This window comes from Clavibacter sp., assembly GCF_014802555.1.
In the GTDB taxonomy this organism is placed as follows: domain Bacteria; phylum Actinomycetota; class Actinomycetes; order Actinomycetales; family Microbacteriaceae; genus Clavibacter; species Clavibacter sepedonicus.
The window spans coordinates 21,278-33,179 of record NZ_JAAVCB010000027.1; the positions used below are offsets into that span (position 1 = coordinate 21,278).

The window sequence follows — 11,902 nt, forward strand, 5'->3', positions numbered from 1 at the left end:
ATGACCGACATCACCGACGTCACCGACATCGCCACGCGCTCGCCGTGGCACGGGCACGCGACCGCGGAGGAGCTCGCGCACTGGCGCGGCATCGCCGAGCACGTGGCCGCGACCCTCGCCGAGGACGCCCTGGCCCGCGACCGCGCCGGCCTGGATCCCACCGCCGAGCTCGACCTGCTCCGCGACAGCGGCCTCGTGAACCTGCTCGACCCGGCCGAGCACGGCGGCGGGGGCGGCCACTGGGAGTCGGCCGTCCTCGCCATCCGCGTGCTCGCGCGCGCGGACGCGTCCATCGCGCAGGTCCTCGCGTACCACTACATCAACTCGGGCAACCTCGGCTTCACCGCCACAGGTGACGTGCGCGCGGACGGGTACCGGCGGACGATCGCCGGACGCTGGGTGTGGGGCGACTCGGTCAACCCCACCGATCCCGACCTGCGGCTCACCCCCGACGGCGACGGCTACCAGCTCGACGGCCTCAAGCGCTTCTCGACGGGCGCGTCCGCGGGCGACGTGATCCTCGTGAACGCGGTGGTCGCCGGCGGGGAGCTCGACGGTCGGATCGTCGTCTTCGCGCTCGACCACGACCGGCCCGGCATCGCCTACCTCGGCGACTGGGACGCGCTCGGCCAGCGGCTGTCCGCGAGCGGATCCGTGCGGTTCACCGACGTCCGCGTCGAACCCGACGACGTGCTCGGCGTCGGTTCCGACGAGCCCTTCTCCACGCTGGTGACCCCGGCGATCCAGCTGGCTTTCGGCAACCTCTACCTCGGCATCGCGGAGGGTGCGCTCGCCCAGGCGCTCGACCTCGTGCGGGCCCGCCGCGGGGCCTGGTTCCTGAGCGGCGTGGACGCGTACCGGGACGATCCCTTCGTGCAGCGCGTCGTCGGCGAGCTGGCGTCGCGCATCGCGGCCGTGGAGGCCTTGGCGGATCGCGTCGGCCGCGCGTTCGACGGGGTGGTCGACCTCGGCGACGGCGTCACCGCGGAGATCCGCGGACGCATCGCCATCGACGTCGCGAAGCTCAAGGTGGTGGCGACGGAGGTCGGGGTGGAGGTCGCGAACCGCGTCTTCGAGGTCACGGGATCCAGCTCCGCCCGGTCGTCGACGGGCCTCGACCTCTTCTGGCGGAACGTGCGCACGCACTCGCTGCACGATCCCGTGGACTACAAGAAGCTCGAGGTGGGCGCCCACGCGCTCACCGGCGAGCTCCAGCCGATCTCGCTCTACACGTGAGCGACGCCGTGACCTCCCGCCTCGACGCCGTGCTCACCCGCCTCCGACCCGTGCTCGACCGCATCGCGGAGGGCGCCGTCGCCCGAGAGCGCGAGCACGAGCTGCCCGTGGATGAGCTGCGCCTCCTGCTCGACGCCGGCGTCGCGGGCCTCCGCGTCCCCGTGCACCTGGGCGGCGACGGGCTCACGATCCCCGAGCTCGCGGAGGTGCTCGTGGAGCTCGCCGTCGCGGATTCGAACCTGCCGCAGATCCTCCGCGGGCACGTCGCCTTCGTGGAGGACCGCCTGCAGGCGCCGCCCGGCGAGGAGCGCGACGCGTGGCTGCGGCGCTTCGCCGCCGGCGAGATCGTGGGCAACGCGTGGAGCGAGGTCGGCTCCGGCGCCATCGGGACCTCGCAGACGAAGCTCGAGCGCCGCGGGGACGGGTGGGTGCTGAACGGCCGCAAGTACTACACGACGGGCAGCATCTTCGCCGGGTGGACGGACGTGACCGCCGATCGCGACGGCGAGCCGGTGACCTCGGTCGTGCGCACCGATCAGCCGGGCGTCGTGATCTCCGACGACTGGGACGGCTTCGGCCAGCAGCTCACGGGCACCGGCACCATCGTCTTCACCGACGCCGAGGTGGATCCCGCGCACATCGCGCCCTTCGCCGATCGGTTCCGCTACCAGACGGCGCTGTACCAGCTGGTCCTGCTGGCGGTGCTCGCCGGGGTGGCCGTGGCCGCCGAGCGCGACACGGCGCAGGCGGTGCGGGAGCGCACGCGCGTGTACAGCCACGGGGTCGCGTCGCTCGTGCGGGACGACGCCCAGATCCAGGCGGTGGTGGGGGAGATCTCGTCGGTCGCGTACACGGCGCGGCTGCTCGTGCGCGGCGTGGCGGAGGCGGTGCAGGCCGCCGCGGACATGGCGCACGATCCCCGCAGCGAGGCCGACATCCAGGCCAACGTGCTCGCGGAGATCCGGTCGGCGCAGGCGCAGGTCGTGCTGTCGGAGTCCGTGCCGCGCGCCGCCACCCGCGTCTTCGACACGCTCGGGGCCTCCGCCACGAGCCGCGCCCGCGGGCTCGACCGGCACTGGCGGAACGCCCGCACGGTCGCGTCGCACAACCCGCACATCTAGAAGGCGCGCATCGTCGGCGACTGGTCGGTCAACGGGACGCCGCCGCCGTTCGTGTGGGACATCGGGACGGCGGTGGAGGATCCCGGACCTGGCGGCTGAGCCTGCGTCCCGCCGCGTCGCCCGTCGTCCGCCCGCCGGGTGGGTAACGTCGAGGAGCGGGACCCTCCGCCCGGCACGGAGGATCCGACATGACTGATGAACACGGCCGGGAGCACGTCCCCGGCGCCGACGAGACCGCCGAGACCGCCGAGACCGGCCGTCCGCCCGGGTCTGCGCCCGCCCCGGATGCGCGCGTCGAGATCGTGGACGACGAGCTGCGGCAGGACCGGTTCCTCGGCGACCGCGACCTCACCCGCTGGGTGACGCCGGCCGGCCGGATCCTCGCCCGCGGCGTGCAGCGGATCGTGCGCGCTCTCGGCCCCCACGCCGCCCTCGTGATCATGCTGCTGGTGGGCCTCGTGCTGGCCGTCGGCCTCTCCGCGGTCGCCGCGCAGGTCTACGACAACGTGACCGACTCCGACGGGGTCGCCGGGTTCGACAAGCCGATCCTCGCGTTCATGATCGGCATCCGGACGCCGTGGCTGAACGACGCGGCGACCGCCTACACGGACGTGGCGGGCGTCACGGTCATGCCGATCATCGCGGTCGTCGCCATGCTGACCCTCGCGGTGCGGCGACGCTCCTGGACGCCGATCATCCTGGTCACCGCGGCCGGCACCGGATCCCTGCTGCTCACCATCGCCGGCAAGGACCTCATCGGCCGCGCCCGTCCTGCCCTCGCCGACGCGGTGCCGCCGTACGAGACGTCGCCGTCGTTCCCGAGCGGCCACACGCTCAACGCGGTGGCGATCGCCGGGATCCTCACCTACCTGCTCCTCCTCCGGCAGCACCGCCGGGCGACGCGCGTGCTCTCGATCACTGTGGCCGTCGTCTTCGCCCTCACGATCGGCCTCTCCCGCGTCTACCTCGGCCACCACTGGTTCACGGATGTGCTCGCCGCCTTCTTCCTCAGCGGCGCGTGGCTCGCGCTGGTGATCACGGCGCATCGCTTGTATCTCACGGCGCGGCGGCCGGGGGCGGTGGAGTCGAGCGCGGAGCACTGATCCGCGGCTGAGGGCGCGACAGCACGGCCAACCCGGCGGCCTGCGGATGCGGCGCGCCGCATCGTGCCCGTGTCGGGAGCATGAGACGCGTGCGCTTGCCGCCGGTCTGCGCGGGCTGGAGCCAGGAGCGCCTGGGTTGCATGAGGGAGCGGCCTCCGGCCGATCCACGACTACGGGTATGGGTCGGGGGACGATCAAGCCTCAGGTCTAGCGGCCAGAGCGGTCTGACTATTAGCTCTTGGGCAGGCCATGGGGAGCCCATGGCCGCGGTCGAAGGAGCCCACATGAGCAAGGCAAGCACTTGGAGAACAGCAGCCGTCCTGGGGGTGATCGGAGCATCGGTCATTGCCGGCGCCGGCGCTGCGAAAGCCGAGACGAGCTCTAGCCCGGCTACCGCATCAGCGGCGGCCGCGACGCCGAGCTTCGAGATCTTTTACGGTCTCAACTGCTCGTCGGCGTCGCGCATCTACACGGGAGCGAACCACGGCGAGGCGTGGATCAACGACACCTTCAACAGCACGCAGTATGGCAGCGCCGGCTCGGGTCAGCGGATTCGCAACAACGCGGCATCCATCCGGACGTTGAACGTGCAGTCGGTCAACATCAAGGGCAATGACGGCACGTACATCACCTTCTACACCCACGGCAACTGCGCATCGCTCGAATCCGCGTATGGCAACCGCCGGAACAACAACATCGGGTGGCAGACCGTTCCGGTGGGCGGCTGGAACGGCTGACCGCGACGACTCGCGGTCGCTGTCGCGCCGAGCGTCGGCGGCGGTGCCAAGCGGCCGACCGGCTCGCGCGAAGCGTGCGACCCTTGCCGCATGGATCTCGAGGTCGGCCCCGCGCTGACCATCCCCGCGGCCGAGCTGCGCTGGCGGTTCTCGCGGTCGTCGGGGCCCGGCGGGCAGCACGTCAACACGTCCGACAGCCGGGTTCAACTCACGTGGTATGCAGCCGGGTCGATGGTGCTCAGCGATGAGCAGCGGGCGCGGATCCTCCAGCGGCTCGACCGGCGCATGGTCGGGGGAGCGATCACCGTGACGGTCTCCGAGCAGCGCTCGCAGCTGCGGAACCGGGTGGCTGCCCTCGACGCGCTGCGCGAGATCGTGGCCGATGCGCTCGCGCCCGACGCCGCCCTGCGACGGCCGACCCGTCCCACGAAGGGCTCGCAGCGCCGCCGCCTCGCAGCCAAGACGCAGCGCTCCGCGACGAAGCAGCAGCGCAAGCGCCCGACCGGCGACTGAGCGCGCGGCGTCAGCGGATCAGGCCGACGCCCCCACGGACGCCTCGGAACGGTCCCACCCCAGCGCCTGCCCAATCTCCTTGATCGCCGCGAGCGACCGCAGGTTGAAGTCCACGCCGAGCTGATTCGAGGTGGTCATAGCGAGCAACACCGTTCAGGGGTTCGGTCTCCCGTGGGCGATAGCGCTGAAGTGTTAATAAACATCCAGCCGTCTCCAGTAGGGCTGCCGTCAAGGTCCATGCACTGGACCACTTGAATGGCCCCGCGGTGACTTAGCTGTAGAGGTTGTGCTGTGCGCTCAGCCGATACGAGCCGTCTGATGAGATGTCGACTCAGTGCTCTCAGAATTGTACCGACTCAGGCGTCAGCTCTCGATAGCCACCGTCACCTTAGTGACGGAGACTACGTCTAGATGAGTGGCGGTTGCAACGGTTGGATGAAAAAGTGCAATGTTCACTCCATTGTCGCTGCTGACCGAGCTTGTGTAAATGACCCCGTCGAATCCCCTCTTCTTGATGTACTCGCAGAGGTACTGTGTTGGAACGTACTCATAAGCGACGCCGCTCGGCTGAACGGGGCGAGTCAGTTCTTCGCCTAGTCGCTCAAGGAGTGGTAGGTCGGCTCGAAGTTGGATGATTAAGGTCTCATCGCCATCGCTAAGCGGCGAGATTAGGGATCGAGGATCACGAAGGTCAGCTAGCTTGAGGTTGTCTGCGTCTGACAGGTCGAAGCGAGCAACACATGCTCGCTCGCCGGTGTGAGGGCGAAGCTCTGCGACAGCGGTTGCGCGGGTGGACCCCAGGTAGAGGTACGGAATACCTGCGGGATTTGCTCGACCGTGACCCGCCTTGTTGCGCGGAGGAGCCCCCATGTCTGTCAGAGGAAATGCATCGTCGCCCGTCATTAGGCGGGCCCGATACCAGTCGCTGAACTCGTGAGCATTGGGTGTAGTGATCAGTTGGTCTAGCAGAACCGCCAAGCGATCCATGTCCATGGGTTCCTCGAGGAACCATCGGTTGCTGTGCATGAGCTCGTCACGCAACTCTTCCCAGCGACGAAGATTGCCGCCGTCCGAATGCGCGATAGGCATGAACTTCTTGCGGACGATTTCGCCATCGTCCAGAACATCGGCGAGTAGCTCTTTTGCTTCTGCTTCACTCAACCTGTCGCTCGAGAACATCCTCCACTCGCTGATCAGGTGTCGGACCAGGAAATCCCCGTGCGGATTCTCGGTGTAGGTCGCGATGAGCGGCGCAAACCATTGACTCAGCCTGGAGGGGATAACGCAGAGCACATCTGTCTCGCCACAGTAGTCGCAGTTCTGCCTAACAGGTTCACATTGATTGATCAGTTCTGCTCGAACGTGTCGATCATTAAAACAAGTCGCGCAGCAACGGCGCTCAGACATTCGCGTGGTAGGCTGCAAGCGTCTCGATGTGATGCTTGATGGACAATTTCTTGACATATCCCAGGCCAGGGAAGTGTTTGCGGGAGTGCAAATCGCGGAACTCTTCGACAGACGTTGTGGAGAGAATCTTCGTTAGGGGATCATCGACCGCTGAGATGAGCTTGGCGAGCGCCTGCGCGAATTTGCCTGCTGGGTCGACAGGAGTGTCGTTTGAGTCGGACTTGAAATGATAAACGAACATCGCGTCATCGTTTGAAGGGTCGATATAGGTCAGATGGATGGCCACGGCATATGCGGGGCCGCCGCCCTCGCTGTAGTGATCGCCAATCGTCAGGAAGTCACCGTAGCCATCGCCTCCTAGCTCTTCGTAGGTCACGTGAAGATCTGAGAACCTGTCGACGAGGTCGTAGTCCGCGTTTTTCATCCGTTTGAACCCGTCTTCAATCAGGATACGCCGTGCGCCCTTAAATGGGCGGCGGTAGAGGGTATTACGGGCGTCAAGAAAAACATGCGTCATTGAATCCGGCTGGACGTTGTTCGCTAGGGTCTTTCCGTCGGTGAACCCCGCATGCACGAGCGTTAGTGGCCGTTCAGAGTAGGGTTCGATGAGCCGAAGGACCTCGCCCACAGTCAGGTCGCTCGTGAGAAGAAGCGCCGGAGAGATTGCGTCGTTGTCTCCGTGGCTGTCGGCCATGTATTGTGCAAGAATTTCGCTGCTATCCCTGTGGTCACCGTGTCTCGGATTCACGATCACCGTGGCTTTGGCCCCGTTCAGGAGCAGTTCGTCTAAGGTGCGCTGAAGTCCTTTGAAGGTCTCGCGAACCGGCTCGATGATCGGATTGAAACCTGCGTCTGCGATGACCGCCGCTGACTCGCGGATTGCTATCAACTCGAACTGCTTACCGCGAAAGTAGGGAAAGTACATCTTCGTTCCTAACTCCAGGTCATCACTGACGACATTGATGTACTAGTGGCTGCAGACAAATTTGCGCGCCCGCCGTCGTTTAGGTCGCCGAACAGGGCTGCAGTCCTGATCGACGGCGGCAAAGTGCCAATGTGCGCTTCCTGAGCTGCGCGTGTTCGACTCTGCTTCAAGACGGTGACGGCATGCCGATGCACTTCGACCGGATCGAGAGCCGCATAAATCCGTCTTAGTTCCGCCCGGAGGTGGGTGTTCGGAACGTCGGGCGTCTCTACGCCAATCCTCGAGAGCACCTGCGCAGCTTCGCTTGAGCGGAGAGTGTCTAAGAGTGCCGTTGGGTCGATGCGTTCGGGAAGATCCCGGGTTTCACGAATGACCTGCAGCCGAAGGCGAGGAGATAGTGCAAGTACGCCGACGTCATCCGGGGCCAGGCGAAGTACAGCGTCCGCTTGCCGGGGGCTCGTGACCACCGTGACACTCGCGAAGACAGACCTGTAGTCGCTGAGCTGGCTAGCGAGCCGACCGAGCGAATCTCTCTCCGACTTGATCTCGTAAGCCGTGGCGGTATCGTTGAGAATGACTAGATCCGCCTTGGACGCTCGTGCGCGCACCTCGCTCAAAACAGTTGCTGTGCGGAGGTTATGTCGACCGAGGGCGATCTTCTCGACTACCGCACTCCGATAGACATAGTCGTCTCTATTACCTGACTTCGTCAGCTTCTGGTAACCGAGATTGAGTGCGTCCCGGAGCGTCGCTCCTCCGGGCAGATCCGCTGGGACGGAAGTGTCTTGCAGGAGGCGAGCGACAAGGGGAGAGCGGCCGCTTCGGCCAAGTTCGCGGATAGCGGCAGGCGAGAACAGTCGCGAGAGAGCAGCGAGCTCTGGGGTGGCCGGTGAACCCACGCGAAACACCTCCCACTGTTTGGAACCGTTGGCTGATTGTAGTAGGCGATTCGTGCAGGCTCTGTGAGCCGCGGCGCTAGTGGGTTGTTCTAAGCGGCGCCTTCCGTGACGGGCGCTTCCTCAACTGTCAGCGGATGAGGCCGACGCCCCCCACCGCGGCATCCGCGCGATCCCACCCCAGCGCCGCCCGATCTCCTTGATCGCCGCGAGCGACCGCAGGTTGAAGTCCACGCCGAGCTGGTTCGGGATCGTGACGAGGAGGGTGTCGGCCGCGGCGATCGCCTGGTCCTTGCCGAGCTCCTCGATGAGCCGCTCGGGGGTGCCGATGTAGGAGCGCCCGAAGCGCCACTTCTCGCCGCCGACCTGGCCCACCTGGTCCCGGCCCTCGATCTGTGAGCGGACGCCGAAGAAAGCTTCCGACTCGTCGTCGACGATGGGGATGATGCTGCGGCTGACGCTCACGCGCGGCTCCCACGCGTGCCCGGCGGCGGCCCAGCCGTCGCGGAACAGCTGGATCTGCTCGGCCTGCAGCACGTCGAGCGGCACGCCGGTGTCCTCCGAGAGGAGCGTCGACGACATGAGGTTCATGCCCTGCTCGGCCGCCCACCGGCCGGTGGCGCGGGTGCCGGCGCCCCACCAGATCCGCTCGCGGAGGCCCGGCGACTGCGGCGTGATGGCGACGCCGCCCGCGATGATCCCGCGCTGCGGTGCCGCGGTCGCGAGCTCCTCGCCCTCGAGCGCGCGGAGGAAGAGGTCGGTGTGGCGGTGGGCCATGTCGGCGTCGGTCTCGCCGTCGCGCGGCACGTAGCCGAACGACTCGTAGCCGGCCTCGACCTGCTCGGGGGATCCGCGGCTGATGCCGAGCTGCACCCGCCGGTTGGAGATGAGGTCGGTCATCGCCGCCTCCTCCGCCATGTAGAGGGGGTTCTCGTAGCGCATGTCGACGACGCCGGTGCCGATCTCGATCCGCCTGGTGCGGCTCGCGATGGCGGCCAGCAGCGGGAACGGCGACGCCTGCTGCGGCGCGAAGTGGTGCACGCGGAAGTACGCGCCGTCGATGCCGATCTCCTCGGCCGCGATCGCGAGGTCGACCGACTGCAGGAGCGAGTCCTGGGCGGTGCGGACGCGGGATCCGCGCACGTCCTGCCAGTGGTTGAACGACAGGAAGCCGATCTTGGTGGCCATGGGGCGCTCCTCGGTGCTCGACGGCGGCGGATCCAGGTGGCTGCGTCTGCATGGATGTGAACCACGGCCCTGAGCCTGCCTATTCCCCCGAGTCGTGCGGGTCCTCGGTATCCGTCGGCTCGATCAGCTCGCGCTCGACGAACTCCTCGCGACGCGCTCGCTCGAGCGACTCGATCAGTCGCTTCGCGCCGACTGGGTTCCGGAGCAGGTAGGAGGTCTCGTCGTGCTCGGACATGGGAGCCTTTCGTCGGGGGTGACGCGAAGGTACCTGGCGCCCCCGACCTCACCGGCCTACGCTCCGACCATGCACCGCATCTTCACGACGTCGTTCGCGTCGGTCTACGTGCTCTACGTGAAGAAGGTGGAACGGAAGGGACGCACGCGCGCGGAGGTCGACCAGGTCATCACCTGGCTCACCGGCTTCGACGCCGCGGAGCTCCAGCACCACCTCGACGCGGAGACCACGTTCGAGGACTTCTTCGCCGCCGCGCGCCTCACCCCGCTCGCCGACGAGGTCCGCGGCGTCATCTGCGGCGTCCGCATCGAGGAGATCGACGACCCGCTCATGAAGGAGATCCGGATCCTCGACCGGCTCGTGGACGAGGTGGCTCGCGGCCGGCCGATGCAGAAGGTGCTGCGCGGCAGCTAGGCGATCCGCACCGCATCCGCCAGCACCGCCGCGGGCAGCACCGCGCTCGCGTGCAGCACCTCGACGCCGAGCAGGCGGCCGTCGGCGTCGAAGTCGAGCGCGACCTCGCCGCGGTCGCCGGGCGTCGTGATGGAGTGGATCGTCGTCTCCACGCGTCCGTCGCCGGCCGGCCCGGCCAGCTCGACGTACGCGGCGTCCGCGACCCGTCGTACGTGACCCGCATCATGCGCCCGCCGTCATCACCCGACGGAACGCGTCGAGCGTCTCGCGCAGCACCTCGGCGAGGTCGGTCTCGGCGCCGCCCTCGGAGAGCCAGCGGCCGATGGAGACGCCGAAGACCGTCGCGGTGGCGTGGGCGACGAGCACGGCGGTGAGCGGATCCGACCCGCGCTCCGCGAAGCCCTGGCGCACGGCCTCCTGCATCGCCTGCACCTTGCGCATCTCGCGCTCCTGCAGCCCCGCGTCGGCGCCGATGATGCGCTTGCGGGCGAGCAGGGTGTCGCGCCCCTCCGCGAACTGGGAGGCGACGACCTCCGGGAAGCCGTCCTCGACGACCTGGAGCGGGGAGCGGTCGGGCGACGCCTCGCGGATGATGCGCGTCACGAGCGCGGGCAGCTCGTCCTCCTCGGCGAACAGCACCTCGCGCTTGTCGGCGAAGTGGCGGAAGAAGGTGCGGGTGGTGAGGCCGGCGCGGGCGGTGATCTCCGGCACGGTCGTCTCGGCGAAGCCCCGGCTCTGGAACAGCTCGAGCGCGGCGGCCGCTAGGCGCTCGCGCGTGTCCGGCTGCCATCTGCTCATGCGTCGATCCTAGGTGATGACGCGACGTGCCATGACAGTGCATACTGATGACACGCGATGTCATCAGGCAGCGCGATCCTCAGATCGGAGATCCGCCGTGTCCACCGAAACCGCCGCCTGGCTCGCCTCGTCCGCCGCCGACCTCACCGTCGGGTCCGCGCCGCGCACCGCACCCCGGGAGGGCGAGGTCGCCGTCCGCGTCCGCGCCGTCGCGATCAACCCGCTCGACACCATGAAGCAGCACATGGGCGACCTCATGTACCGCTGGCTCCCGCACCCCGCGGTGCTGGGCGAGGACGTCGCGGGCGTCATCGAGGAGGTCGGCCCCGGCGTCACGCGCTTCGCCGTCGGCGACCGGGTCGTCGCGTACGCGGTGGGCATGGAGAAGGGGCGGCGGCACGCGCCCGAGGGCGGGTTCCAGACGCGCGCGATCGTGCGCAACAACCTCGCCGCGCCGATCCCGGACGCGATGCGCTTCGAGGACGCCGCCGTCCTCCCGCTCGGGATCTCGACCGCCGCGTCCGGCCTCTTCGGCGCCGGCCAGCTCGGCTTGCGCATGCCCGACGCGACCACGCCGCCGACGGGGGAGACCGTGGTGGTGTGGGGCGGATCCACGAGCGTCGGCATGAACGCGATCCAGCTCGCGGTCGCCGCCGGCTACGACGTCGTGACGACCGCGTCGCCGCGCAACCACGAGCTCGTGAGGAGCCTCGGCGCGAGCCGCGCGTTCGACTACCGCAGCCCGACGGCGGTCCGCGACATCACGGCGCAGCTCGCGGAGAGCGGCCGCAAGGTGGCGGGCGTGCTCGCGATCGGCACGGGATCCGGGGCGCCGGCCGTCGACATCGCCATCGCGAGCGGCGCGACGCGGGTCAGCATGGCGAGCCCGCCGGTGTCGTTCGAGACCCTGCCGCGCGGCGGCCGCGTGGGCCTGCCGCTCGTGCGCCTCGGGATCCGCATGGGCACGGCGACCCCGGCCCTGATGCTCCGCGCACGCGTCCGCGGGATCCGGGCGAGCTTCATCTGGGGCAGCGCGCTCATGCACGACGGCGTCGGCGCGATGCTCTGGGGGCGGTTCCTGCCGGCCGCGCTCGCCGAGGGCCGCTACGTGGCGGCGCCCGCAGCCGAGGTCGTCGGCACGGGGCTCGAGGCGATCCAGCCGGCGATGGACCGCCTGCGCGCGGGCGTCTCGGCACGGAAGCTCGTGGTCGCGCTCTAGCTGTACTCGGCCATGACGTTGGTGACACTTCGGGGCGTGTGAAGAGGCCTCCTGGCTTGATGGAGCTGTTCAGTTCAACCATCGCCAGGAGGCCTCGATGTCCCACGGTA

At 68.2% G+C, this 11,902-nt stretch carries 14 protein-coding genes; 7 read left to right on the top strand and 7 right to left on the bottom strand.

Annotated features, from left to right (window positions below; all coding sequences use genetic code 11):
- The 5 genes from HDR73_RS03290 to arfB all read left to right on the top strand — a co-directional run bounded on the left by HDR73_RS03290 (nucleotide 1) and on the right by arfB (nucleotide 4,710).
- On the top strand, nucleotides 1–1,236 hold the full coding sequence (locus HDR73_RS03290) for an acyl-CoA dehydrogenase family protein (RefSeq protein ID WP_012297834.1): 1,236 nt from the start codon (nucleotides 1–3) through the stop codon (nucleotides 1,234–1,236).
- Complete coding sequence (locus HDR73_RS03295; RefSeq protein WP_012297835.1) at nucleotides 1,233–2,357, top strand: acyl-CoA dehydrogenase family protein; 1,125 nt, start codon at nucleotides 1,233–1,235, stop codon at nucleotides 2,355–2,357. Before HDR73_RS03290 ends, HDR73_RS03295 begins: the two co-directional genes overlap by 4 nt.
- 188 nt (nucleotides 2,358–2,545) lie before the next feature.
- The gene (locus tag HDR73_RS03300) at nucleotides 2,546–3,460 is read left to right on the top strand and encodes a phosphatase PAP2 family protein (protein ID WP_012297836.1); all 915 of its coding nucleotides are present in this window, start codon (nucleotides 2,546–2,548) and stop codon (nucleotides 3,458–3,460) included.
- 284 nt (nucleotides 3,461–3,744) lie between these two features.
- Nucleotides 3,745–4,197 carry a hypothetical protein gene (locus HDR73_RS03305; protein ID WP_086935883.1) on the top strand — a complete coding sequence of 151 codons (453 nt, stop codon included), beginning with the start codon at nucleotides 3,745–3,747 and terminating at the stop codon, nucleotides 4,195–4,197.
- A 90-nt stretch (nucleotides 4,198–4,287) separates the two neighbouring features.
- Nucleotides 4,288–4,710, top strand: a complete 423-nt coding sequence (arfB, locus tag HDR73_RS03310; RefSeq protein ID WP_012297838.1) for an alternative ribosome rescue aminoacyl-tRNA hydrolase ArfB — start codon at nucleotides 4,288–4,290, stop codon at nucleotides 4,708–4,710.
- A gap of 363 nt (nucleotides 4,711–5,073) precedes the next feature.
- Here arfB and HDR73_RS03315 read toward each other — a convergent pair whose 3' ends face one another.
- The 5 genes from HDR73_RS03315 to HDR73_RS03330 form a co-directional block, all read right to left on the bottom strand.
- The gene (locus HDR73_RS03315) at nucleotides 5,074–5,889 is read right to left on the bottom strand and encodes an RES family NAD+ phosphorylase (RefSeq protein ID WP_198433869.1); all 816 of its coding nucleotides are present in this window, start codon (nucleotides 5,887–5,889) and stop codon (nucleotides 5,074–5,076) included.
- Nucleotides 5,890–6,109: 220 nt separating this feature from the next.
- On the bottom strand, nucleotides 6,110–7,042 hold the full coding sequence (locus HDR73_RS03320) for a sce7725 family protein (RefSeq protein ID WP_012297841.1): 933 nt from the start codon (nucleotides 7,040–7,042) through the stop codon (nucleotides 6,110–6,112).
- An 8-nt stretch (nucleotides 7,043–7,050) separates the two neighbouring features.
- Entirely contained in the window at nucleotides 7,051–7,950 is a 900-nt protein-coding gene (locus HDR73_RS16510) for a sce7726 family protein (RefSeq protein WP_012297842.1), read from the bottom strand.
- Between the two features lie 111 nt (nucleotides 7,951–8,061).
- Complete coding sequence (locus tag HDR73_RS03325; RefSeq protein ID WP_012297843.1) at nucleotides 8,062–9,126, bottom strand: LLM class flavin-dependent oxidoreductase; 1,065 nt, start codon at nucleotides 9,124–9,126, stop codon at nucleotides 8,062–8,064.
- Between the two features lie 79 nt (nucleotides 9,127–9,205).
- A complete protein-coding gene (locus tag HDR73_RS03330; protein ID WP_012297844.1) occupies nucleotides 9,206–9,361 on the bottom strand; it encodes a type II toxin-antitoxin system Phd/YefM family antitoxin in 156 nt (51 codons plus the stop codon).
- Nucleotides 9,362–9,430: 69 nt separating this feature from the next.
- Between HDR73_RS03330 and HDR73_RS03335 the strand changes: the two genes are divergently transcribed.
- Entirely contained in the window at nucleotides 9,431–9,775 is a 345-nt protein-coding gene (locus tag HDR73_RS03335) for a DUF2200 domain-containing protein (RefSeq protein ID WP_012297845.1), read from the top strand.
- On the opposite strand, the gene HDR73_RS03340 is transcribed toward HDR73_RS03335, so the two are convergent.
- Both HDR73_RS03340 and HDR73_RS03345 read right to left on the bottom strand, forming a co-directional pair.
- A complete protein-coding gene (locus HDR73_RS03340; protein WP_012297846.1) occupies nucleotides 9,772–9,927 on the bottom strand; it encodes a DUF2283 domain-containing protein in 156 nt (51 codons plus the stop codon). The genes HDR73_RS03335 and HDR73_RS03340 overlap by 4 nt on opposite strands.
- A 70-nt stretch (nucleotides 9,928–9,997) precedes the next feature.
- Nucleotides 9,998–10,573: a TetR family transcriptional regulator gene (locus HDR73_RS03345; RefSeq protein ID WP_012297847.1), complete on the bottom strand. Its 576-nt coding sequence runs from the start codon at nucleotides 10,571–10,573 to the stop codon at nucleotides 9,998–10,000.
- Between the two features lie 97 nt (nucleotides 10,574–10,670).
- Here HDR73_RS03345 and HDR73_RS03350 point away from each other — a divergent pair, with 97 nt between their 5' ends.
- A complete protein-coding gene (locus HDR73_RS03350; RefSeq protein ID WP_012297848.1) occupies nucleotides 10,671–11,792 on the top strand; it encodes a zinc-binding alcohol dehydrogenase family protein in 1,122 nt (373 codons plus the stop codon).
- Nucleotides 11,793–11,902: the final 110 nt, after the last annotated feature.

Coding starts and splice junctions, on each gene's coding strand:
- HDR73_RS03330 (WP_012297844.1), bottom strand. CDS start 9,361: ATGTCCGAGCACGACGAGACCTCCTACCTGCTCCGGAACCCAGTCGGC.
- HDR73_RS03300 (WP_012297836.1), top strand. CDS start 2,546: ATGACTGATGAACACGGCCGGGAGCACGTCCCCGGCGCCGACGAGACC.
- arfB (WP_012297838.1), top strand. CDS start 4,288: ATGGATCTCGAGGTCGGCCCCGCGCTGACCATCCCCGCGGCCGAGCTG.
- HDR73_RS03305 (WP_086935883.1), top strand. CDS start 3,745: ATGAGCAAGGCAAGCACTTGGAGAACAGCAGCCGTCCTGGGGGTGATC.
- HDR73_RS03320 (WP_012297841.1), bottom strand. CDS start 7,042: ATGTACTTTCCCTACTTTCGCGGTAAGCAGTTCGAGTTGATAGCAATC.
- HDR73_RS03345 (WP_012297847.1), bottom strand. CDS start 10,573: ATGAGCAGATGGCAGCCGGACACGCGCGAGCGCCTAGCGGCCGCCGCG.
- HDR73_RS03325 (WP_012297843.1), bottom strand. CDS start 9,126: ATGGCCACCAAGATCGGCTTCCTGTCGTTCAACCACTGGCAGGACGTG.
- HDR73_RS03335 (WP_012297845.1), top strand. CDS start 9,431: ATGCACCGCATCTTCACGACGTCGTTCGCGTCGGTCTACGTGCTCTAC.
- HDR73_RS03290 (WP_012297834.1), top strand. CDS start 1: ATGACCGACATCACCGACGTCACCGACATCGCCACGCGCTCGCCGTGG.
- HDR73_RS03315 (WP_198433869.1), bottom strand. CDS start 5,889: ATGTTCTCGAGCGACAGGTTGAGTGAAGCAGAAGCAAAAGAGCTACTC.